Source organism: Rickettsia tamurae, from assembly GCF_000751075.1.
Taxonomy (GTDB): domain Bacteria; phylum Pseudomonadota; class Alphaproteobacteria; order Rickettsiales; family Rickettsiaceae; genus Rickettsia; species Rickettsia tamurae.
The window spans coordinates 144386-165979 of the sequence record NZ_CCMG01000008.1 but is presented as its reverse complement, the minus strand read 5'-3'; the positions used below and the strand labels follow the sequence as shown (position 1 = coordinate 165979).

Genomic DNA, 21594 nt, shown 5'->3' with positions numbered 1-21594 from the left:
TCTATATAAAACAACCGGTTATTACTTTTTTATCTCAACTTGTCTAAAAGCTTATTCTATCCTCTAAAGGACTAAAAGGCTGAGCAGGTTTTAACAATTCCGGAGTAAGTATAAATTTGGTTTTTTTCTCGATATTCGATAAAAAAGGTAAATGTAAGCTATGAGGGCTGTATATTATTGCATATTTATCCCATTCTGGATATTGCCTATTTAGATTTCCTATAGGATCAGCGGGACCGTAAACCTCTATACTACCGAATTTATATTTTTTTAAAGGATATAATTCATTATCATAAAATGAATTCTTCGGATACTTATCTCGAGTCGCTAAATTAGTATGTATAAATTTGTTTTGTTCTTTATGAAAAATGAAAATATCTAAACAAGCTTTTTTGCATATATTATAAGCTCTCTCGTAGGAAACAGTATAACCGAGTTGCTCAAATTGCGGTAATATTTGTTGCAGAAATATTTCGTCTTCATGCATAATACCGATATCTAAATCATCGTCAAAAGGAATTATGCCTTGATGTCTAACGGCTCCAAGTAGAGTGCCGCTTTCTATCCAATAATTAATATTATTCTTACCAAGTAGCTCATGAGTGTCTTTCATTAACTGATAAAGGGCAATAGCTTTTTTCTCGCTAATCCTGTATTTTTTTACTTGTTCATCACTTAAGGTTACATATCGCCAGTCATATTCTAATATATAAGCATAAAAAAATATCCCGGCAAATATAAGTAATATTAAACCTATAATATTTTTAAAGAATAACATTGACTTTAATTTTATCATCTTTCATCTCAAATTGTATTTCTTCTGCCGATGTGACGTTTTTTAAATCTTCTGCTAATTCTGCAGATAATACTATGCCGCTAACTTCAAGCAATTTTATTGGAGCTTTTATAGATAGATTCTTCTCAGCTTTGAATTTTCTGACGATATCTAGTATTTCAAGCAGCCCTTCTGCTCCTTTTGCATCGATTTCATAATTTAAGTCACCGTAATTAACCCAGCTACCTTTAACATGAATAGAATTTTCACTATATAATATTTGGTATAATTCTTCGGTAATATGCGGCATGAAAGGTGCAAATAGTTTCAGTAACGTTTGCATAACATGATATAAAGTTAATATGCTACTATATTGTCCTTGTGGATTTTTGTTTTCCTCGTCATAGCTTCTTGTTTTGCTTATTTCTAAATAATTATCACAAAATACCGCCCAAAAGAATTTTTCCGTCAGATGCATAGCATTTGCATATTCGTAGTTTTGTAACTCATTTGTAGCTAGCTTAACTAGTTCTACTAGTTTATTAATTATCCACTGATCAAACTCGTTAGTGATTTTTTCTTTAACATCTAAAAGCTTTGCTTTTTTATCTTCACCTTTCAGTTTATCAAAATGTATAGAAACAAATTTAGCGGCATTCCATAGCTTGTTAACAAGCCTTTTGCCGTTTTTCATAACGTCTTCAGAATAGGCGGTATCAGCACCTAGCTTTGAATTTGCCGACCAATAACGTATTACGTCGGAACCATATTGTTCTAGCAGCTTTTCAGGAACTAAAACATTGCCTTTAGATTTAGACATTTTACTTCGATCTTCAGCTAAACACCAACCGCTTACCATGATGTTTTTCCACGGCAAAGTATTTTGGTGTAAATGAGCTTTTAAAATAGTATAGAACGCCCAAGTTCTGATAATTTCGTGTGCTTGGGGTCTTAAATCCATCGGAAATAATTTATCGTGTCTATCTTTATTAACAGCGAAATCATCAGAAATGCCATGAGTAGAAAGTTGAGGCGAAACGGAACTTGTTGCCCAAGTATCCATAACGTCTAAGTCAGGCTCTACTTCTTCCTTACTGTAACCTATAGGTAAATCTCTTAATGGATTAACAGGTAGCTGTGAAATATCAGCATATAAAATCTTGCCTTCTTCACCTACTTTTTTAGAATACCAAACAGGGAAAGGCACGCCAAAATAACGCTGCCTACTTATGCACCAATCCCAACTAATGGCATTAATCCAATTCTCTAAACGAATCTTCATATTTTTAGGATGCCAATTTAACTCATTTGCTCTTTTAAGCAATTCTTCTTTATGTGATATAGTTTTAACGAACCATTGCGGTACGGTTAGTATCTCAAGAGGAGCACCTGACCTCTCAGCACATTTAACGGTATGAGTTATTTCTTCTTGTTTAATAAGCAACTCTTGTTCTTTTAAAATATCTATTATTTTTGTTCGAGCTTCTTTAATTTTCAATCCGTCTATAGAAATTTCATGTTGGAAGTCTATTGTACCTTTTTTAGTGATAATAGTTTTTAAAGGTAGATTATGCGTCTTCCACCAAGTAATATCCGTTTGATCACCAAACGTACAGCACATTACCAGCCCCGTACCTTTATCTTGTTGTACTAAAGGATCAGCAAGCAATGGAACTTTCTCATTAAAAAGCGGGGTTATAGCTGATTTACCTGCTAGATGCTTATAACGTCCATCGTCAGGGTGATAAAATACGGCTACGCAAGCCGGTAATAACTCAGGTCTGGTAGTTGCTATAGTAAGCGGGTCTCCTTGCTCGGTTTTAAACGTAATATAATTCATGAAAGAGGTTTCTTCCTTATCCTCAATATCGGCTTGGGCAAGAGCTGTACCATCTACTGGATCCCATAAAATTGGTTGATTAGCACGATAAACTTCCTCTTTTTGTACTAAATCAAGAAAAGACATTTGTGATATTTTTCGTGATAACGGACTGATAGTTTGATACTCTAAACTCCAATCAACCGATAAAGCTATTTGGGTAAATAGACTTCTAAACTTTTCTTCTTCACTTGCTACTACCTCTTCGCAAATTTTTATAAATTCAGATCGATCTATATTATAAGCTTTGATCTGCTTCTGTTTTTCAACAAGTCTCTCAGTCGGTAGCCCGTTATCGTCGAAACCCATAGGATAAAAGATATTTTTACCGATCATACGCTGGAAGCGTACAATAAAATCTGTTTGCGTATAGCTATAAACATGACCGATATGTAACTGCCCCGAAACTGTCGGAGGTGGAGTATCGATTACATAGGTTTCTTCTTTTGAAACGTTTGGATTATAAGCATAAATTTGTTTCTCTTGCCAAATTTGCTGCCACTTTTTTTCATTTTCGGTAAAATTATAATTTTTTGGAAATTCTTTCATAGATTTTGTAGTTGATTCAAGAATATTATTATAAAGGTTATATGTGATTATGACAATAGATGCTTTTCTTTGGAAGGATATGGAATTTAGGATTTGTGCAAGTGGTGCTTGCACAATTAATTACTTTTTACAATTGAGCGGACAACACTTTCTTTAAGATCGGTAAGTTCAGCAATCATAGGAATTTTGAATCCTTGAGAGAGCATTTTTTTTTGCTATAATTACTGCCTTATTATGTTCGCCTTTAGCCTCTCCTATCTTAATACCTTCTTGTCTTCCTCGTATCAGACCTTCTCCCATATATTTTTCTGCATATTTTTATGCTATAGTTTTCATAATGCTATCCTTATCTTTAGATGATAAATGCTTAGTAAATACTTCTACTAATTCCGGTTGTTTTTGTTTTGATAATTTTGCGTCAGTATACCATAAGAACGATCTTAGGTAAATATAAGCTTTTTCTTTATCCAATATTATAATATGCTTAAACTCTGTTAAAAACTTCTCCCATAGTTTTATCATATCCCGCATATGGATATGCTTTATCATATATTCTAGCATACCTAAATGTTTTTTCTTGACGATTTCATCATCTGTCATAGCTTGCAAATCTACTAATTGATAATCTTCCGTCATTAATTTCTTTGCCATCACACTATCAGTAAATAAACTCCACAAATTTCTTGGAGCATTATAAATTTCTTTACCGTTGTAAATAACTAAATTATAAACTAGCGGCAATTTATCCTTTCCTTTCTTATGTCTTTCACATAATAATAGTGTATATTTCCATAACTGCAAAGCCGTCCAATAATCAATTGTTGATTGGGCCTATACTAATACATAAACAAATGCTTCTTCTTTATTATTGGTGCTAATTTTATATATTATATCACTATATTTCTTATTTAAAGATTCCTCAATGTAGCTTTCTTGTTCTACCGTTATTTTTGATAAATCTACTAAACTCTTAAAATCATCGGGTAAATAATATTCCAAAAATTCTTGTGCTGCTACCGGGTCGTTCATTATTATTTTTACTAATGAATCGTGTTTTAATTTTTTAGCCATAAAAATCTAGTAGCTTTATTTTGTGGCGTATTTTATCTTAAATTATCTATAATATCCATATTTATTTAAATTTAAAGTTTAATATGCTAATTCTAGACAAACTTTTACTTACCATTAAATTAATACGGGCGGATAAGCCGGTAGCTTATTTGTTGGTTTTTTTTCCTGCTTTATTTGGGTTATTGCTTGCAAATCCTTCTAACACGGAATTAGCTCATTTATTACCATTATTTATCTTAGGAAGCATAACGACAAGGATTAGCGGATGTATTATTAACGATATATTTGATAGGAAATTTGATAAGCATGTCGCAAGAACTAAAGATCGACCTTTAGCTAGCAAGGCTTTATCTGTTTCTTATGCTATTTTTATACTCTTTATTCTTAGCGTTATCTCACTTTGTATTTTGCTACTTTTAAACAAAACAGCCATATATACAGGTTTTTTTGCGGTAATAATGATTAGCCTATACCCGTTAATGAAACGTATTACTTATTTCCCGCAAATCTTTTTGGGATTTACCTTTAAGCTAGGGGCATTAATAGCTTATGCGGCAGTTCAGGATAAACTTGATATGGCAGCGATTATTATGTATATAGCATGCTGTTTTTGGGCAATCGGTTATGATACGATTTACGGATATATGGATATAAAAGACGATAAGAAAATAGGAGTGAAATCGCTAAGTATATATTTAGAGAACAAGCATCCTAAGCTTTGGCTTTATATATGTTATATAGGTTTTATATTGTTATTTATTCTAGCAACAAAAATGGCTAACCATAATATCGACTATTTACCTATTTTAGCTGCTTTAATTATACTAATATTGCAAGTAGCAACTCTTGATATTGAGAACCCAGCTGAGTGTATGACAAGATTCAGAGCTAATAATTATGTCGGGGTACTTTTGAGTTTGGTATTTTGTTAAAAATGAATTATTGTCATACCGTGGCTTGACCACGGTATCCAGAAAAACAACTTATAATATACATTAATTGTCTATTTTTCCTGGATCCCGTGAATAAATCACGGGATGACAACAAAAAAACCGAGCTATACAACAAAGCCAATGCTACGCGGGAATGACATCAATCCATACAGGCAAAACTGCTAACAGCCCACAAGGTTACAATCGATATTACCGCTATATAAATCGCAATTGATAAAGAGCTGCCGGTTACATGCCATAGCATTAGACAGATTGACGGAGTAAGGCGTCCGATTAATGAAGCACCTATACTACTGCCGATACCTACTAACATATATTTATCGGCAGTTTTAAATAAATCATTTAGCCAGCAGTTCAAAGGTGCCAAGAACCCGACACCGAGTATTATAATCCAAATACGTACAAAATTAACATACCATATAGATGAATTATTCAAGAATAGCCATAAAGGAATTATGCTTAAACTCATTAAAATAAGAGTACCGTTTAGTATTTTAAGGTAATGTAGCTTTTTTGTTAGATGCCCTATTATCGGAATCATAATCATATCAAAAATCAGAAACTCGATATTAAATTTCATCATTATTTTCAGTGATATATCAGTGATAAGCGGAATAAAACTATTAATAAAGACGAAAGGCACTATATAAGTCATATATGAGAAACCTATGGCAAAACTAATGCGTAAGATACTTAGTTTACTGTTCCAAATTGTAGTTAAGTCTTGTAATAGTGATGATACTAAGTCATTGCGAGGAGAGGACTGTGTCATACCGTGGCTCGACCACGGTATCCAAAAATTACGTAAAGTAATTTTATATTTTTTATTGGATCCCGAGGTCAAGCCGCGGAATGACAATGAGGGCTTTACTACAATGTCCTCGCTCTTCCTTAAAAAATAACCTATAAGAGCCGTAAACCCGCCAAATATGAAGCATAAACGCCAATATTCATTATACTCTATATTTAAAACTATAGTGCTGATAAATGAAGCAAGAATAATACCAAGCATAGTAGATGTTTGATAAATGTAAGAAGCTTTAAACGCTTTTTTTTCTTCTTTATTCTCTAAAATAAATAATTTAGCAATGGCACATTCACCCTCGGAATATACTCCTTGCAACGTTCTAAGCAAAACTAATAATAGCGGTGCAAGCCATCCTATTTGAGCATGTGAAGGTATTAAACCGATTAGGCTAGTTGTTAAAGCAACGCCGATTAAAGAATGAGATAAAGCAAAAACACCGCCGTATTTTTTAGCGATAACACCGAAAAAATAAGAACCGATTGGGCGAGTAAATAAAGACGTAGCAAGAACACTATAGGTAAGTATTAAAGCAACGACTTTATCATGATTCGGAAAAAAAATACCTACAAGTAGAGGGGCTAGAAACCCATAAAGTGCGGTATCAAAATGATCCATTGCATTACCGATTAGGATCGAAAAATCCCTTTTGCTTAACGAATTGTTCATCTATTAATAATTTAAAATTTATAATGGATTATACTCGATGAACTTGAAAAATTGGCTGCGTCATCTTTGTAAGTCCTCGGATACTCACGTATTAATATACGTTCCGTTCCTCGGCTTACAGACTCCTTGCTCTTTTCCAAGTTGATCTTCGTATAACTGCTCTTCATTTTGTAGCATTTGTAGCAGTATATAAGTATGTAATCTTCCTTGTAAATATTTTTTTAAGAGATATGATTGTAAAGTTATAGCTTAAAGTAATTGTAATTAATGAATAATTTAAAACAAGGAAAGTTTATTACATTTGAGGGAGGGGAGGGAATCGGCAAATCTACCCAATCTCAAATGCTCTATGAATATTTAAAATCTCAAAATACTCCCGTTATTTTAACTCGTGAAGTCGGCGGTACCTTAGTTGCCGAAAAAATGCGTGAAATTCTAGTACATGAAGAATTACTACCCATGTCCGAGCTATTACAAGCTATGGCAGCACGTTATGATCATATGGCACGGAAAATTATACCGGCTCTACAAGAGAGACATATCGTAATATGTGATAGATTTATTGACTCAACTGCATGTTATCAAGGATTAGAGCTAGAAAACGGCATAGATTTAGTTTATAATTTGTACAAAACTTTAATGCCTTCTCTTATGCCGGATATTACGTTTTTTATTGATGTAGAGCCGGATACTGCTATTAAGAGAGTCAATTCACGAAATATGAGCAATAAATTTGACATAAGAGGTATAGATTTTTATAAAAAAATCTATGATTGCTTTAAAGAATTAAGTAATAGATTTCCTGAAAGAATAAAGACAATTAAAGCTTCAGATTTAAGTCCACTTGAAGTACATGAGTTAATAAAAAAGCATTTATGAACAATACTTACTACATTACTACCCCTATATATTACGTTAACGATGTTCCCCATATCGGTCATGCTTATACTAGTGTTGCAAGTGACGTAATCGCTCGTTTCATGCGACTTCGCAGTTTCGATGTAATGTTTTTAACAGGTACTGACGAACATGGGCAGAAAGTAGAAAAAGCAGCTATTAATAAAAATATTGACCCACAAAAATTTACCGATCAGACATCCGAGAGTTTTCGTCATCTGATGACTGCTATGCATATTTCCAATGATGATTTTATCAGAACAACGGAAAACAGGCATAAAGAAGCTGTAGCTGTTTTTTGGCAGAAATTACTAGATAACGGCACTATTTATGAAGGTTTTTATGAAGGATGGTATGCAGTGCGAGATGAGGCTTTTTATGGTGAATCAGAGCTAACTGAAGGTAAGCTTGCACCGACGGGTGCTCCAGTTGAATGGGTTAAAGAGCCTAGCTATTTCTTTAATCTTTCAAAATGGCAAGATAAATTGCTTGAGTTTTATGAAGCAAACCCTGATTTTATCAGACCTATATCAAGGCGTAACGAAGTAGTTAGCTTTGTTAAATCAGGTCTAAAAGATTTATCCGTATCACGTACTACTTTCAATTGGGGTATCAAAGTCCCAAATAATGAAAAACATGTAATTTATGTTTGGCTTGATGCACTGGCTAATTATATTTCGGCCCTTGATTATCCTAATGAACAAAGTAATTACGGTAAATTTTGGCCTGCTAATTTACATGTAGTCGGTAAAGATATCTTATGTTTTCATGCCGTTTATTGGCCTGCTTTCTTAATGGCTGCAGAAATTCCGCTGCCGAAGACAATTATGGCTCATGGTTGGTGGACGAATGAGGGGCAGAAAATCTCTAAATCTCTTGGTAATACCATTGATCCGATTAAGTTAATTGATGAATTTGGCGTTGATCAAGTTAGGTATTTTCTGATGCGTGAAGTAACTTTTGGTGCGGACGGTAATTTTGCTCGTAGTAATTTAATTACTCGGATTAATAGCGATCTATCAAACAAGATAGGTAATTTATTACAGCGTACTACAGCTTTTGTTTATAAGAATAATGACGGCAAAGTACCGCTACTTACGCAGGATGTCATAGATAAAATATATGAACTACCGATTTTAAAAAACGCAAGTAAATTTGCCAAGCAGAATATTTTATTGATGGATAAAACAGAGATTAATAAAATTCTTGAAAATATTATTAATTTGGCCGAAGAGGCAAATATCTATATTGATAGCGAAGCACCTTGGAATTTGAAAAAAACCGATCCTGATAAGATGCTAGAAGTGTTATACACTTTACTAGAAGTTTTACGTTATATTGCAATAATGCTTCTGCCTTTTATACCAAGTTCAGCAAATAAAATGCTTGATCAGTTAGGGGTAAATAAAGAAGAACGTCTATTTAAGCATTTAGTACGTGACTATGCTTTAACGGCGGGTAGCAATATTTTAGAACCTACCATAATATTTCCAAAGTTTGAATAGTGTGTCATGTTAATAGATTCACATTGTCACCTTAATTTACTTACCAAAGATACGGATTTAGACTCCGTCATTCAAAGAGCATTAGAAAATAATGTGCAGTATATGCAAACTATCTGCACTAAAATTGAAGATTTACCGATTATTTTAGAGATAGCTGAAAAATATGAAAATGTTTTTGCGAGTGTTGGGGTGCATCCGTGTGAAGTGAATTCTTTTATTAGTCATTGCAATGACGCTGAGGCAATTATTATGCTAACCCAGCATCCAAAAATTATCGGAATCGGTGAAACGGGGCTTGATTATTATCAGCAGCCTTACGATAAAAAATTACAGCAAGATTCGTTTGTAGCACATATACATGCGGCGTCTAGCACAAACCTACCTATTATTGTTCATACAAGAGAAGCAGACGAAGATACTATTGATATTTTAACCTCGGAAATGCGTAATAGTAAATTTCCTGGGCTAATCCATTGTTTTACCTCATCAAGAAATCTAGCAACAAAAATGCTAGATATCGGTTTATATATTTCAATGTCCGGTATTATAACTTTCAAGAATGCAACCGATTTGCAGGAAATAGTTAAATATATACCGCTTGATAGGTTATTAATAGAAACCGACACTCCTTACTTAGCTCCTACGCCTATGCGAGGCAAACAAAACGAACCGGCATTTGTTAGGTATGTCGCTGAAAAAGTTGCCGAACTCAAAAATATCACATCAAAAGAAGTAGCAAATGTTACTACTCATAACTTCAAAACATTATTTTCTAAATTTGAAAAATATATAAATAATACTTTATAAAATCATCAAGATTGATAATTTAAAGTTAAAATTTTTAAAATAACATGTATATTTTATAGTATTTCAATTATTAGTATATTTAATATGGAATTTAATCGCAAAAATGCCATCATTGGTTTTTTAAAAGAACATGAAGATCAGAAATTTACCCCCTACAAAATAGCAGAATGGCTTGTAGAAAATTATCCTGAAGAAGCTAGACGTAAAGCGGCGGCAAGTAGAAATAAGAGGATAATAGCAGCAAGAACTCAAGAAGAAAAAATTAAGGAAGTTATAAAGGCTTATGCAGGTGAAATTAGTAGAGGTAGGTTTAATGAGTGGAAATCAAAGCCTAATATTAGAATAGAGTCAGAACCTCAAGTAAGGTTGTACTATAGTCAGAATCCTGATTATCAAATTAATAAAGAACAAGTAACAAACCTTAAAAATAAAGTAAGCAAAGAAAATAATATAACTGAAGAAGCATATGAAGTACTTGAATTATATCTTGATGAATTAGGTATCTATAAATAATATGCAAATTAAACATAATTTTTCTTCAAACAAACAAGGAGCCGGAAGTAATATATGGTTACATCCTGATTGGGTAGGCATGGAAGTTCTTAATAAAAAATGGAGTCCGCTAATTAAAGATTGTGCTAAATATTATGGAGGAAAACAAGCAAGGCTTTGGTCCTTTGAAGTAAAAAAGAAAATAAGCCGTAGTAATGTAAGAGAGTCTTTTTTTCAGGCTTTATCAAGTTCATCATGGGCACATTATGGTTATTTAGTCGCACCTATTCTAGACGAAATTAGGTCCAATACTAGGCATGAATTCGAAATGTTATGTATTAGGCATGGGATAGGTTTTATTTTAATAAATATGGAATTTCCTGAAGATAGTGAAATATTAATCCCTGCTAGAGAAAAATCTGAAATAGATTGGAATATGGCTAATAGGTTGGCAGAAGAAAATAAGGATTTTGAGAATTATCTAAATAAGGTTGATATGTTTTGTAAAAAACCAACAAAAGAAGTGGTGGAGAGTATATGGTATAATATTGATAAACATGTGATTCCTAAGCAAAACAAGAAGAAAAAATAAACATATTTATATATAGACTATTATTATCACGCATTTATAAAAATTTAAGCCGTGAATCCTAAAATTAATGTTACTATGAAATTTTTGATGCTAAACTAGATATATATTAATTATTTTTAAATTTGTGGATAAATTATGATTAACTGTGATTTAAGTACTAATTATACATATTATATGTTAGAGGGGCTTAGAGCACAAATTGCTCCAATGCATTTAGGTATAAAAATTCTAAAAGAAGCATATGAACATGAGTCTCTAGAAGATAACGGTTTTGCAAGAATTATGTATGCTTATTTAACGCTTTGTGAACGCATGACTAGAAAATATGAAAAACCTGAATTTAATATTGTTGAAACAATTATTGATGATAAAACCTATAACATTAATGAAAAAGTTATACTAAAAAAGTCTTTTTGTGAACTAAGGCATTTTCAGAAAATAGGTTTTAAAAAAGAATTACTAAATTATTAATAGTAGCACCCATGGCGGGACATTACGCTACTTTACTTAGATCAACCGTACAAAAATTATTACCGTATACCGATATTTATATTACAGATTGGACGGAAGCCAGTTATGTGCCGCTTGAAGCAGGGCATTTTGATATGGATGATTATATTGATTACGTAATGGAGTTTATCAATTTTATAGGACCGAATGTTCACACTATGGCAGTTTGCCAACCTACTGTTCCACTGCTTGCCGCCATTAGCTTAATGTCGGAGAGTAATAGTCCAAATGTGCCGAGTTCGATGATTTTGATGGGCGGTCCTATAGATGCTAGAAAAAATCCCACGGCAGTTAATGAATTCGCTCAAAGTAAAAGTTTAGAATGGTTCTGCAAAATGGTTACAATGCAGGTGCCGCCAAACTATCCCGGACATGGAAGAAAAGTATATCCTGGACTCCTCCAACTTGCTGGCTTTATGAGTTTAAACTTATTCCGTCATATAGATTCACATTTAGAATTATGGCAAAGTTTATTAAATTCTGATTATAAAAAAGCCGATCATACTATTAAATTTTATGATGAGTATTTAGCAGGTATGGATATGCCGGCAGAGTTTTACTTACAAACTATAGATAAAGTATTCCAACAATTTTCGCTAGCAAGAGGCAAATTAGTTTCTGAGAAGCGTCCGATCAATTTAAAACATATTACTAAATGTGCTTTACTCGGTATTGAAGGGGAATTAGATGATATTGCAGCGGTAGGGCAAACAAAAGCTGCTTTAAAACTTTGTTCAAATATACCTTTTTTCGTCATTGCGAGGAAATTATGAAATAATTGACGAAGCAATCCAGTAAAAAATTCTGATTTACAGAATTTTTTTATTATTTTTTCTGGATTGCCACGCTCCTTGCAGTCACTCGAATGACGGGGTGGTATTCACACAACAATGCCTTGCTGGAATGACATAGCAGTTATACAACAAGACCATAATTAAAGGAGAAGTGTGGTAATCTAATATTCAACTCTTATTAGTTTTTTGAATTTCTTGTTGTTGCTGTTGTTTGTATTCTTCCGCTTTTTCTTCTATGTAATTAAAAAAGAAATAAGTAAAAGTTAAAAAACCGGTCAAAATAATACCAAATGTTATTAGTATTGCTTTAAGTTGTTTCCGTGAATCTTCTGCTTTTAATCTTTTCTCTTCTTCATCATTTTTGAATTCAGATATTATTATTTCTTCTTCTGTAGTATTTTCCATGTTGTAACTCAACTAAAGTGAACCTCTTTATTACTAAGTTGTTCCTATAACTTACAGATTTTTGAAGTTTATAAGATTAGCTATATTTTAATGATGAGGTTTAAGCCTCATCAAAATAGGATATATAAGCAATAATACTATGTCAATAGCCTTGAATATTAGCAGTAAATTATGTAATAATATGTGTTCAACCAGGGTTATACATATTATTATAATTTGGGTCTCCTAACATTGAAGTATTTAAAGTATCGGAGTAAGCAGCTGATAATATAGCATCATCAAAAGTGATATTAAGCTGTCCTATATAGTTTTGAATAAAATTGTTAACAGTAGATTCAAAGCTTGTATATTTTGTAGGATATGAATAAACAAGCTGTGTACATTCTGTATTTCCTAATTTACTTCCAATCAATGTTAATAACATAGAGTTATATTCATCTTGGGGATTACGATTAATTATTTAGTAAGTTTTAGCAAGAATATAACAAGCTTCGTTATTTCCTTTCATAATTTCTAATTTTATTTCTTCAGAAGATAAAATATTATTTAGAAAAGCTTTTTCATATATTTCATAATTCGGTGATGAATCAGATTTTTCGTTAAAAAGAGCGGTAAATAGGATTTTAGCTTTCTCTAGATCATTTATTTTTGATTTATCGGTAACCAAAAGACCGTTCATAGTATCGATAATTATGACATTGTCAAGACCTACTACGGTGGTTAATTTATTATTAGAACTAATGAAAGAGTTTGTGGTATTACTTGTTACTACGTTTCCCTCGCAATAATTATCGTTTATATTCCGGTGTTTTACCTGTAATAAGGAATGCCAAGTACCAAGATCGTTCCAAGCAAAATCGGCTTTTATCATAACCACTCCCGAAATATATTCCATTATGGCATTGTCTATAGAAATTGCTTCGATTTCATTATAAGCCTCATCATCTATTGCCAAACTATTCTCATTTTTTACAGCAGTATTAAATGCTTTTTCTGCAATACAAAATAAATCAGGTTGAAGGTTCATTGCTAAGTTTAAGAAGAAGTTAATATCGTATACAAAAATTCCTGAATTCCAAAAATATTCATTACTTTGAAAATGTTTTTTTGCTTGCTCTAATATAGGTTTTTCAATGAAATGATCAACTAGATAAACATTTTCTGCAATTGATAATCCTGTGTTTATATAGCCATACTCGGCACTTATAACATTTATAGGAATACCTATAGTGCAAATACCGAATTCATTAACATAATGTAAAGCCTTATTTATAGTATTAAGGTAATTTATATTATCCGCTATATGATGGTCTGAAGGTAGTAACACTACAATATCAAATCCTTGTGCTTTAGCCGATAATCCCGTAATAATGGCACAAACGGCAGTATTTTTTTGTAAAGGCTCGGTAATTAATTCTATGTCTACATCTATTTCTGCTGCTTGTTCTTTAGTGATTGATTCATATTTTTTGGAAGTAATAACAGTAGGTTGCCCTAAAAATTTATTTCGGTTTAATGTTTGCTGAAGTAAAGTTAGATCACTCAATATTTTTTTAAATTGTTTCGGTTTATCCTTAGATGACAAAGGCCTATAGTCTTTTACCGTTGCCTCCTGCCATAATCACCGGCTTTATTAGACCTCTTGCATAACCTCTTTCTAAAGGTAATTTGTACGTCGATCCGATACTCGCATCCTCTCGTACCTTTTTGTACGCTGCGGTGCTGCGTTTCGTGTCTCCTTCAAATTCCTCTTTATAAGATAGGTTATGCAAGGAGTCTCCTTCAACTATTAATTGAATAAGCAATAGAGAGCTTTATAAATAGTTTTAAAAAATATGTCAAGTGAATTAACTATATTGACAAGTTTTACAATAAAAAGTACTCCTGCCTGAATGTTTTGTCTTGATAATAGTGCTAGAGCAGCTTAAACAATTTTGTCCCTCTCTACCGTAAACCGTAAGTTGCTGGGTAAAATAGCCAGGTTTGTTATCGCCGTTTACAAAATCTTTAAGAGTAGTACCGCCGGCAGTTATAGCTTTAGTTAATACTTCTCTAATCGATTTAATTAAACTTTCTATTTCATCGTCATTTAAATCGTTACCTAATTTATCCGGATGAATTCTAGCTAAATGAAGACTTTCAGAAGCATAAATATTACCGACTCCAACTATAATTTTATTATCCATAATCAAGTTTTTTATCGGTATTTTTCTAATCTTTAGCTTGTTTTTTAAATATTCTAGCGTCAATGAATCAGAAAGCGGTTCTATTCCTAAATCATTAAAAAATTCTTTTTCCAAGAAATTAGTTTTAAAGCTATAAACCATTCCGAATCGTCTAGTATCATTAAAAATTAGCTTTTCACAGTTATTTAAATCAAAAATCACATGATCGTGTTTTTGAGTTTTATAATTAGCAGATTGCAGAGTAAATCTGCCGCTCATGCCTAGATGAACTATTAAAGAATAATCATTATTAAAATCTATAATTAAATATTTTGCACGACGCCTAACATCCAGTATATTAGTATTTGAGATTTCTGTAGCTAAAAGCGAGGATAGCTTATAACGTAAATTATCTCTTTTTAACTCTACATTTTCTATAATAAGCCCGATTAGCTTATCTTTTAGGGAGTTTTTAAGAGTTTCTACTTCAGGAAGTTCCGGCATTTGATGCTAATATTTATAATAAAAAACTATGAACCAAACAAATTTTGGCTTTAAAAAAGTAGACTACACTAAAAAACAAGGTTTAGTAAATAACGTTTTTTCTAACGTCGCTGATAAGTATGATTTAATGAATGACTTAATGAGTTTTGGATTACATCGTTTATGGAAAGATGAATTTATTAGGCAAATCCCAAATCTTAACTCTCATATATTAGACGTCGCTAGCGGTAGCGGTGATATTGCTTTAAAGCTTGCTAAAAAAGCAAGAGATAGAGGTAATAATATCGCTTTAACTTTAAGTGATATTAATGAAGAAATGTTAAAGCAAGCTAAGAAAAAAGCAATTGATCTTAATTTATTTCAGAACCTTAAATTTACTGTAGCAAGTGCTGAAGAACTACCGTTTCCGGATAATAGTTTCGATTATTATACTATAGCATTCGGCATTAGAAACGTACCTGACATTAATAAAGCTTTAAAAGAAGCTTATAGAATTCTAAAACCGATGGGTAAGTTTATATGTCTTGAGTTTTCAAAAGTAAAGGAAGGGTACATAAAAGATTTCTATAAATTCTACTCATTTAATATTATACCGAGTATTGGTCAAATGATAGCGGGTAATAAAGAGGCGTATGAATATTTGGTCGAAAGTATAGATTTATTCCCCTCACAAGACGAGTTTAGAATAATGATTAAAGAAGCCGGTTTTGAGGAAGTCGGTTATAAAAAATTGAGCGGCGGAATAGTTGCTATTCACAGTGCATATAAAATATGATAAGTAATTTTTTTAATTTAATACGTATTTTTCGTATCATCAGTAAAAAGCAAATCTTAATTGATTCAAGAAGCCCTAAATATTTCAGGTTTATCGGTTATATATTAACCTTATTTTTTGCTCCGGTCTCGTTAATAAAAAAATCACGGGAAGATTACGGCAAACGCTTAATAGATTGTTTAAGCGATCTTGGACCTATTTATATAAAATTCGGACAAACTCTTTCGACAAGAGCCGATTTAGTAGGAGCAGAAATAGCAGATTATTTAAGGTTATTGCAAGATAAGCTACCTCCGTTTGATGGTGGGGTGGCTAGAAAGTTGATAACGAAGGAGTTTTTATGTCATTCTCGCACTCCATTATGTCATCCCTGTGAAAACGGGGATCCAGAAAAAACAATACTGGATTCCCGCCTACGCGGGAATGACATAAGAGAGAGTAGCCATGACGCCCTCCCTTTCTCACACTTCGACGACACCCCAATCGCCGCTGCTTCAATCTCGCAAGTACATAAAGCACAACTTATAACCGGTGAATATGTTGCGGTAAAAATTTTGCGTCCTGATATTCATAAAAGATATAATAGAGATATTAAGCTGTTATATTTTCTTGCAAAAATTATCTCAAAATTTTCTAAAGCAAAAAGGCTAAAACCGACTAAAGTAGTCGATAAATTTCATGAAACTATGAAATTTGAGCTTGATTTACGTTTAGAGGCGGCAGCTAGCTCCGAGCTTATGGACAATATGCGTAATGATATTAATGTAATAATCCCTAAAATATATTGGGATTTAACATCAGAAAATATACTAACCACCGAGTGGTTAGACGGAACTTCTATATATGATACTTTGCTACTAAAGGAAATGGGATTAGAACCTGCAAAAATATCTCAGGATTTTGCCGTAATGTTTTTCAATCAAGCCTATAGAGACGGATTTTTTCATGCTGATTTACATGCAGGAAATATTTTAGTAAACAAGCAAGGTAAGATAATTCTACTCGATTTCGGTATTATGGGCAGACTTAAAGAAAAAGATCGTTTAGCCGTTGCCGAAAGTCTATTCGGCTTTTTAAAACGTGATTATAAATTAGTTGCTAAAGTACATTTAAGAGCCGGCTACATCCCATCAAATACCGATTTAGGTTTATTCGCTCAAAGTTGTAGAGCAGTCACCGAGCCTATAGTAGGTACGCCCACGAAAAATATTTCCATAGGTAAGCTGCTTGCACATTTATTTAAAATCACGGAAGATTTCGGCATGGAAGTACAACCGGAGTTGTTGCTATTACAAAAGACTTTGATAATGGTGGAAGGGATAGGCAGACAGTTAGACGGTAATGTTAATATGTGGCAGCTCGCCGAACCTTGGATTAAAAAATGGGCAGTGAAAAATCTAAGCCCTGAAGCGAAGTTGTTACGACTGGTAAAGCATTACCTAGATAGCCTAGAGGATATTATTTGACATATAAAAATTATTAATATTATAGCCTTATATATTAAGAAATTTTTTATTATGAAACTAAAAGATTTATTTATTAAATATGTTATTGAAACTCCTTTTTCGGTTGATTGTAAAAATGATAAATTAGTATTTCCTTCAGATAAAGAGCAAGAATACAAAAGTAGCCTAAAAGAAAAAATAGGAGAGGAAGAGTTTAAGAAATTAACGGCTTCAGATAGAATTGTTCAATGCCCCGAAAACTTAGAAAATATAGCTTTAGTAAGTATAGAAACGCATCCCGATATATCGCTTATAGCAACGGAATTTCTTAATGATGTACAACGTGAATATTATAAAATCTTTGTGGATACAAATAATAAGGTTAAATTGATTTGGCATTACTTGGAAATATATTTTATCGGTGATGTAGGGTGGATGCCGGTTAAAGCTTTAATGCCTGGGTATCGGACTGGTATTAGAAAAATAGAGCCTCTACCAAAAATCATCGAGCTATGGCCAAAGCCTTCCTATTACCATGACCCTAACTGGCTTAAGAAAAATACAGCGTGCAACAATCCAAATATAGACCCAAAGATAATGGATAATATTGTTTCATTATGTGGAGAGGTTAGTATAGATCTAGGTTTTGTAGACATTTAATAGAATAATCATAATTATGACTCTTTTTTGCTGCAAATTATAAGATTTTTTTGAAATAGGAGTAGCTATTCCGGCAAAAATCTTATTAATTTTCGCTTAAAAATATCTCATAATTATAATCATTAATCAAATGTCTACAAAACCTAGAGACTTTTTGAATGAAAGGGAAGAATTATAGTAAAAAATTCTATTGCAAGATAACCATGACTTTAAAAATTAACAAAAACTAAAAAGTAAAATTTTATAAACCTTTAAATAATTATAGTAAAATAATATTAAATTATATAAAGGTATTTAAATGTCTAAAAGCCAAGAGCAGGAATCCATAATATAAGGCAACAGCTTGATGAAGAATATAAAAACCTTTCGTGGGTTCAAGTTGGATATTTAGCTCTTGGGGCTGAAACAGGTAATAAAAAATATGATGAGTTAAATAAACGATATCTAGATCTTAATAAAGATAGCCGGCAAACATGCACCTGAATTAATTAAAATTGCCGATAAATTTAGCAAACATGAATACGGTAAAATTATAGTGCCGGCGTTAAAATTATTATCAGACCCGAAAGTTCTAGGAGTAGTAGCAGAAACTATAGTTAATTTAGGAAAAAGTAAATTTAGTAAAGATAAAGAAGCGGTAGGACCGCATACAAATAAGGTATTAGAGAAAGACAAAGAGAGATAGGAAAATCCGGTAGAGGAGCATAGAAAATCTTGCTATTATTTGATTAAAATTATATTGTAAATTCAAAGTATCATTATGAAATTACAAGGACGAAGTACCATAATGCTGGGAATAATACATATAAAAAAACAGAAAAAATAAGTGTAGTTGGAATAGAGAACTTATCTAATTTACAGCTTGGTTAAAGTGTACTAATTACGAGTCAATCTAATAGTGTTTGGAACAATCAGGCGGCTTGATAATCAACTAACAAGTTTTCTAGCAGTTTCTCTATACTATTGCTTTCTATACTATTGCTTTCTATACTAATAAGTATTATATTACAAAATAGTAATACTAAAGGAAAAAGTTTATATTAACTATAGAATGAATATTTTATAAAAGTAATTTTAATTTATATATTATTTCATTTATAAGTATTTCATTTAATGTTAGAATTTTATTTGCTTTACGTACTTTGAAATCCATTGATCTAACTTGATCACATAATACCGCCCCCTTTATTTGCTGAAAATCTATTATTACTTCAAAAGGATAATTTTTTATTTGACTAGTAATAGGAGCAAATAAAGCAAGACCGCTTTTAAGATTATATTTGTAAGGGCTAAGTACAACCGCAGGGCGTGTCTTTTGAATTTCTTTACCTTTTTGCGGTTCAAAATCAAGCCAAACTATATCACCTTTTTCAGGTATATAATTTACCATGTTTCATTACCTTTCGTCTTATCATTACTTAATAATTCATGATGACGATTAGAGTCAGTAATATTATTTAGTAATATATCTAATTCAGATTCTTCTGTGCTAATAATTAAACCGTTATTAGTTAATTTTAAATTAACTAATGTGCCTTCACTAACATGTAATTTTCCAGCTAAATATTTAGGTATTCTAATACCTAAACTATTTCCCCATTTTTTAATTTGACTTTGCATAATAATATACTTGATTATTGTATAAACAAGTATATACGTAAATTTAAATTTTGTAAATTAATTAATTTTAAACTACACATAAGGATTTTTAGTTTTTACGTAAGTGAATCTAATAGGAATGCCCGGCATGTCAAAAGCCTCACGCATATTGTTTACTAGATAACGAGTATAGCTATCGGTAATTTTTTCCGGGTTATTAGAGAATAATTTGAAAGTAGGTGGGCGGGTTTTTGTTTGAGTCATATATTTTACACGCACTCTTTTACCGCCTTTTTGTAGAGGTAGTGGATGTGCTTCCGTAGTAAAATTAAGCCATTCATTTAATTTGCTGGTAGTTATTTTTTTATTCCAAATTTTATAGATTTTAAGACAAGCATCTAAAACCTGCTCTATATTTTGTTTATTTATTGCTGAAATGAATAGAACTGGTACCCCTTTAACCTGAGGCAGATGAGTATTTATCTGATAATAAAATTCTTCCTGAAATGCTTCTTTTTCGGATTCTTTAACTAAATCCCATTTATTCACTACTATAACTATACTTCTTCCCTCATTTACCACATGGCTTGCAATATTTAAATCTTGCTGTTTTAAAGGGGCTAAAGCATCAATCATTAAGATTACGGTATTAGCAAATTTAATACTGTTAATAGCATCTGATGCCGATAATTTTTCTAAAGATTCTGTAATAGTAGATTTTTTGCGAAGCCCTGCCGTATCGATTAATTTAATATGATTATTTTTGTATTGCCAATCAATTTCAATTGATTCACGAGTAATGCCGGCTTCAGGACCGGTTAATAATCTTTCATCATTAATAAGAGCGTTTATAAAAGTAGATTTTCCGGCATTGGGTCTGCCGCTAACTACTATCTGCAAACAATCTCCTTTAATTGGATCGGCTATATTTGTCTCGATTGATTCTTCTTCAGGTAACTTGGCAATAATCTCGTCATATAAATTAATTAAGCCTGTGCCATGCTCGGCAGAGATAGCCACCACACTATCAAACCCTAATTTGTAGTACTCTTTATCAAAATCAAAAGCTTTCTCGCATTTATTAACTACCAATATAGCAGGCTTATTATATTTTCTAACAAAGCTACCAAGTAGCTTATCATCGGGCAATATTCCGCTTCTACCGTCAACCATAAAGCAAATTAAATCTGCTTCTAAAATTGCTTTAGTAGTCTGTTCCATTAACCTCTCTCCCATACTATCAGGATTCTCTTCAAGTCCTGGGGTATCAATTAACAAAAATTCAAAAGAGCCAATTTTGCCTTCTGTATATTTTCTATCCCTAGTGACGCCCGGCAAATCGTGAACGATAGCTTTTTTACGTATGCTTAATCTATTGAAAAGCGTTGATTTGCCTACATTCGGACGGCCAACTAAAGTAATGATTTTCTTAGTCATTATTAAATATTATTATGGTTAAGAAAACTAATAATGCCCCGATAAAACCTACTATATTTGCTATTATAATAGGTGTATTTTTTATTAATATGCCGTATATAAGCCAATTACAAAGAGCAATAGCACTTATAGTAAAGGCGGGCATAGAAACGGAAGCTGAAGATTTGCAGGTGAAAATCTTATGAGCCTGTATATAAAACATAAAATTGCCGATTATACCGACAATCGTCATATATTTTTCGTAAAATTTCATGAATTTTGGAGACATATATTTATTTCTTAAAAAGTGATTTATGTCATTTTCGT

General features: G+C 32.2%; 21 protein-coding genes and 4 pseudogenes. 11 read left to right on the top strand and 14 right to left on the bottom strand.

Annotation, left to right across the window (positions count from 1 at the left end; translation table 11 throughout):
- Positions 1–43: 43 nt before the first annotated feature.
- The 3 genes and pseudogenes from MB29_RS02730 to MB29_RS08215 form a co-directional block, all read right to left on the bottom strand.
- A complete protein-coding gene (locus tag MB29_RS02730; RefSeq protein WP_032138938.1) occupies positions 44–796 on the bottom strand; it encodes a LicD family protein in 753 nt (250 codons plus the stop codon).
- Entirely contained in the window at positions 765–3203 is a 2439-nt protein-coding gene (locus MB29_RS02725; protein WP_032139056.1) for a valine--tRNA ligase, read from the bottom strand. The genes MB29_RS02730 and MB29_RS02725 overlap by 32 nt, the downstream gene beginning before the upstream one ends.
- Before the next feature lie 116 nt (positions 3204–3319).
- Positions 3320–4274 (bottom strand): annotated as a pseudogene (locus MB29_RS08215) (Rpn family recombination-promoting nuclease/putative transposase).
- 83 nt (positions 4275–4357) lie between these two features.
- Between MB29_RS08215 and ubiA the strand changes: the two are divergent.
- Complete coding sequence (ubiA, locus tag MB29_RS02715; RefSeq protein WP_032138937.1) at positions 4358–5206, top strand: 4-hydroxybenzoate octaprenyltransferase; 849 nt, start codon at positions 4358–4360, stop codon at positions 5204–5206.
- A 160-nt stretch (positions 5207–5366) separates the two neighbouring features.
- Here ubiA and MB29_RS02710 read toward each other — a convergent pair whose 3' ends face one another.
- Positions 5367–6701 carry an MFS transporter gene (locus MB29_RS02710; protein ID WP_032138936.1) on the bottom strand — a complete coding sequence of 445 codons (1335 nt, stop codon included), beginning with the start codon at positions 6699–6701 and terminating at the stop codon, positions 5367–5369.
- A gap of 267 nt (positions 6702–6968) precedes the next feature.
- On the opposite strand from MB29_RS02710, the gene tmk reads away from it, so the two are divergent.
- The 6 genes and pseudogenes from tmk to phaZ all read left to right on the top strand — a co-directional run.
- Positions 6969–7580: a dTMP kinase gene (tmk, locus tag MB29_RS02705; RefSeq protein WP_032138935.1), complete on the top strand. Its 612-nt coding sequence runs from the start codon at positions 6969–6971 to the stop codon at positions 7578–7580.
- Positions 7577–9103 (top strand): methionine--tRNA ligase, encoded by a 1527-nt coding sequence (gene metG, locus MB29_RS02700; protein ID WP_032138934.1) that lies wholly within the window; start codon positions 7577–7579, stop codon positions 9101–9103. The genes tmk and metG overlap by 4 nt, the downstream gene beginning before the upstream one ends.
- Before the next feature lie 6 nt (positions 9104–9109).
- A complete protein-coding gene (locus MB29_RS02695) occupies positions 9110–9910 on the top strand; it encodes a TatD family hydrolase (RefSeq protein WP_032138933.1) in 801 nt (266 codons plus the stop codon).
- A gap of 84 nt (positions 9911–9994) precedes the next feature.
- The gene (locus MB29_RS02690; protein WP_233418879.1) at positions 9995–10423 is read left to right on the top strand and encodes a hypothetical protein; all 429 of its coding nucleotides are present in this window, start codon (positions 9995–9997) and stop codon (positions 10421–10423) included.
- Between the two features lies 1 nt (position 10424).
- Complete coding sequence (locus MB29_RS02685) at positions 10425–10994, top strand: hypothetical protein (protein ID WP_051965289.1); 570 nt, start codon at positions 10425–10427, stop codon at positions 10992–10994.
- A gap of 135 nt (positions 10995–11129) precedes the next feature.
- Positions 11130–12247: pseudogene (phaZ, locus tag MB29_RS08210) on the top strand (polyhydroxyalkanoate depolymerase); the annotation flags it as partial.
- 20 nt (positions 12248–12267) lie between these two features.
- Here phaZ and MB29_RS12505 read toward each other — a convergent pair.
- The 6 genes and pseudogenes from MB29_RS12505 to mutM all read right to left on the bottom strand — a co-directional run.
- Positions 12268–12361: pseudogene (locus MB29_RS12505) on the bottom strand (lytic transglycosylase domain-containing protein); the annotation flags it as partial.
- A gap of 105 nt (positions 12362–12466) precedes the next feature.
- Entirely contained in the window at positions 12467–12703 is a 237-nt protein-coding gene (locus MB29_RS02675) for an RP671a family tick cell line-upregulated protein (protein ID WP_032138932.1), read from the bottom strand.
- Positions 12704–12890: 187 nt separating this feature from the next.
- Positions 12891–13127 carry a hypothetical protein gene (locus tag MB29_RS09900; RefSeq protein WP_084686766.1) on the bottom strand — a complete coding sequence of 79 codons (237 nt, stop codon included), beginning with the start codon at positions 13125–13127 and terminating at the stop codon, positions 12891–12893.
- Positions 13128–13163: 36 nt separating this feature from the next.
- On the bottom strand, positions 13164–13574 hold the full coding sequence (locus tag MB29_RS14075; RefSeq protein WP_407690049.1) for a hypothetical protein: 411 nt from the start codon (positions 13572–13574) through the stop codon (positions 13164–13166).
- Positions 13572–14502 (bottom strand): annotated as a pseudogene (locus MB29_RS09895) (sugar phosphate nucleotidyltransferase); the annotation flags it as partial. The pseudogene MB29_RS09895 and the gene MB29_RS14075, both read right to left, overlap by 3 nt.
- A gap of 48 nt (positions 14503–14550) precedes the next feature.
- On the bottom strand, positions 14551–15372 hold the full coding sequence (mutM, locus tag MB29_RS02655) for a bifunctional DNA-formamidopyrimidine glycosylase/DNA-(apurinic or apyrimidinic site) lyase (RefSeq protein ID WP_032138931.1): 822 nt from the start codon (positions 15370–15372) through the stop codon (positions 14551–14553).
- Between the two features lie 28 nt (positions 15373–15400).
- On the opposite strand from mutM, the gene ubiE reads away from it, so the two are divergent.
- The 4 genes from ubiE (at position 15401) to MB29_RS11360 (ending at position 18937) form a co-directional block, all read left to right on the top strand.
- Complete coding sequence (ubiE, locus tag MB29_RS02650) at positions 15401–16147, top strand: bifunctional demethylmenaquinone methyltransferase/2-methoxy-6-polyprenyl-1,4-benzoquinol methylase UbiE (protein WP_032138930.1); 747 nt, start codon at positions 15401–15403, stop codon at positions 16145–16147.
- Complete coding sequence (gene ubiB, locus MB29_RS02645) at positions 16144–17613, top strand: 2-polyprenylphenol 6-hydroxylase (RefSeq protein WP_032138929.1); 1470 nt, start codon at positions 16144–16146, stop codon at positions 17611–17613. Before ubiE ends, ubiB begins: the two co-directional genes overlap by 4 nt.
- Positions 17614–17664: 51 nt before the next feature.
- Positions 17665–18252, top strand: coding sequence for a hypothetical protein (locus tag MB29_RS12500; protein ID WP_233418877.1), 588 nt, complete (start codon positions 17665–17667; stop codon positions 18250–18252).
- A gap of 535 nt (positions 18253–18787) precedes the next feature.
- Positions 18788–18937: a hypothetical protein gene (locus MB29_RS11360; RefSeq protein WP_215426206.1), complete on the top strand. Its 150-nt coding sequence runs from the start codon at positions 18788–18790 to the stop codon at positions 18935–18937.
- A 375-nt stretch (positions 18938–19312) separates the two neighbouring features.
- Here the strand turns inward: MB29_RS11360 and MB29_RS02630 are convergent, their stop codons facing one another.
- The 4 genes from MB29_RS02630 to MB29_RS09890 all read right to left on the bottom strand — a co-directional run bounded on the left by MB29_RS02630 (position 19313) and on the right by MB29_RS09890 (position 21556).
- A complete protein-coding gene (locus tag MB29_RS02630) occupies positions 19313–19642 on the bottom strand; it encodes a type II toxin-antitoxin system PemK/MazF family toxin (protein WP_032138928.1) in 330 nt (109 codons plus the stop codon).
- Positions 19636–19872 (bottom strand): AbrB/MazE/SpoVT family DNA-binding domain-containing protein, encoded by a 237-nt coding sequence (locus MB29_RS02625; protein WP_032138927.1) that lies wholly within the window; start codon positions 19870–19872, stop codon positions 19636–19638. Before MB29_RS02625 ends, MB29_RS02630 begins: the two co-directional genes overlap by 7 nt.
- Before the next feature lie 72 nt (positions 19873–19944).
- A complete protein-coding gene (der, locus tag MB29_RS02620) occupies positions 19945–21288 on the bottom strand; it encodes a ribosome biogenesis GTPase Der (protein WP_032138926.1) in 1344 nt (447 codons plus the stop codon).
- On the bottom strand, positions 21281–21556 hold the full coding sequence (locus MB29_RS09890; RefSeq protein ID WP_084686762.1) for a SemiSWEET family sugar transporter: 276 nt from the start codon (positions 21554–21556) through the stop codon (positions 21281–21283). Before MB29_RS09890 ends, der begins: the two co-directional genes overlap by 8 nt.
- Positions 21557–21594: the final 38 nt, after the last annotated feature.

Coding starts and splice junctions, on each gene's coding strand:
- MB29_RS02710 (WP_032138936.1), bottom strand. CDS start 6,701: ATGAACAATTCGTTAAGCAAAAGGGATTTTTCGATCCTAATCGGTAAT.
- MB29_RS02630 (WP_032138928.1), bottom strand. CDS start 19,642: ATGGTAAATTATATACCTGAAAAAGGTGATATAGTTTGGCTTGATTTT.
- ubiB (WP_032138929.1), top strand. CDS start 16,144: ATGATAAGTAATTTTTTTAATTTAATACGTATTTTTCGTATCATCAGT.
- MB29_RS02730 (WP_032138938.1), bottom strand. CDS start 796: ATGATAAAATTAAAGTCAATGTTATTCTTTAAAAATATTATAGGTTTA.
- MB29_RS09900 (WP_084686766.1), bottom strand. CDS start 13,127: ATGTTATTAACATTGATTGGAAGTAAATTAGGAAATACAGAATGTACA.
- MB29_RS09890 (WP_084686762.1), bottom strand. CDS start 21,556: ATGTCTCCAAAATTCATGAAATTTTACGAAAAATATATGACGATTGTC.
- MB29_RS12500 (WP_233418877.1), top strand. CDS start 17,665: ATGAAACTAAAAGATTTATTTATTAAATATGTTATTGAAACTCCTTTT.
- mutM (WP_032138931.1), bottom strand. CDS start 15,372: ATGCCGGAACTTCCTGAAGTAGAAACTCTTAAAAACTCCCTAAAAGAT.
- ubiA (WP_032138937.1), top strand. CDS start 4,358: ATGCTAATTCTAGACAAACTTTTACTTACCATTAAATTAATACGGGCG.
- MB29_RS02695 (WP_032138933.1), top strand. CDS start 9,110: ATGTTAATAGATTCACATTGTCACCTTAATTTACTTACCAAAGATACG.
- MB29_RS02685 (WP_051965289.1), top strand. CDS start 10,425: ATGCAAATTAAACATAATTTTTCTTCAAACAAACAAGGAGCCGGAAGT.
- MB29_RS02675 (WP_032138932.1), bottom strand. CDS start 12,703: ATGGAAAATACTACAGAAGAAGAAATAATAATATCTGAATTCAAAAAT.
- ubiE (WP_032138930.1), top strand. CDS start 15,401: ATGAACCAAACAAATTTTGGCTTTAAAAAAGTAGACTACACTAAAAAA.
- MB29_RS02725 (WP_032139056.1), bottom strand. CDS start 3,203: ATGAAAGAATTTCCAAAAAATTATAATTTTACCGAAAATGAAAAAAAG.
- tmk (WP_032138935.1), top strand. CDS start 6,969: ATGAATAATTTAAAACAAGGAAAGTTTATTACATTTGAGGGAGGGGAG.
- metG (WP_032138934.1), top strand. CDS start 7,577: ATGAACAATACTTACTACATTACTACCCCTATATATTACGTTAACGAT.
- MB29_RS02690 (WP_233418879.1), top strand. CDS start 9,995: ATGGAATTTAATCGCAAAAATGCCATCATTGGTTTTTTAAAAGAACAT.
- MB29_RS02625 (WP_032138927.1), bottom strand. CDS start 19,872: ATGCAAAGTCAAATTAAAAAATGGGGAAATAGTTTAGGTATTAGAATA.
- MB29_RS14075 (WP_407690049.1), bottom strand. CDS start 13,574: ATGATAAAAGCCGATTTTGCTTGGAACGATCTTGGTACTTGGCATTCC.
- der (WP_032138926.1), bottom strand. CDS start 21,288: ATGACTAAGAAAATCATTACTTTAGTTGGCCGTCCGAATGTAGGCAAA.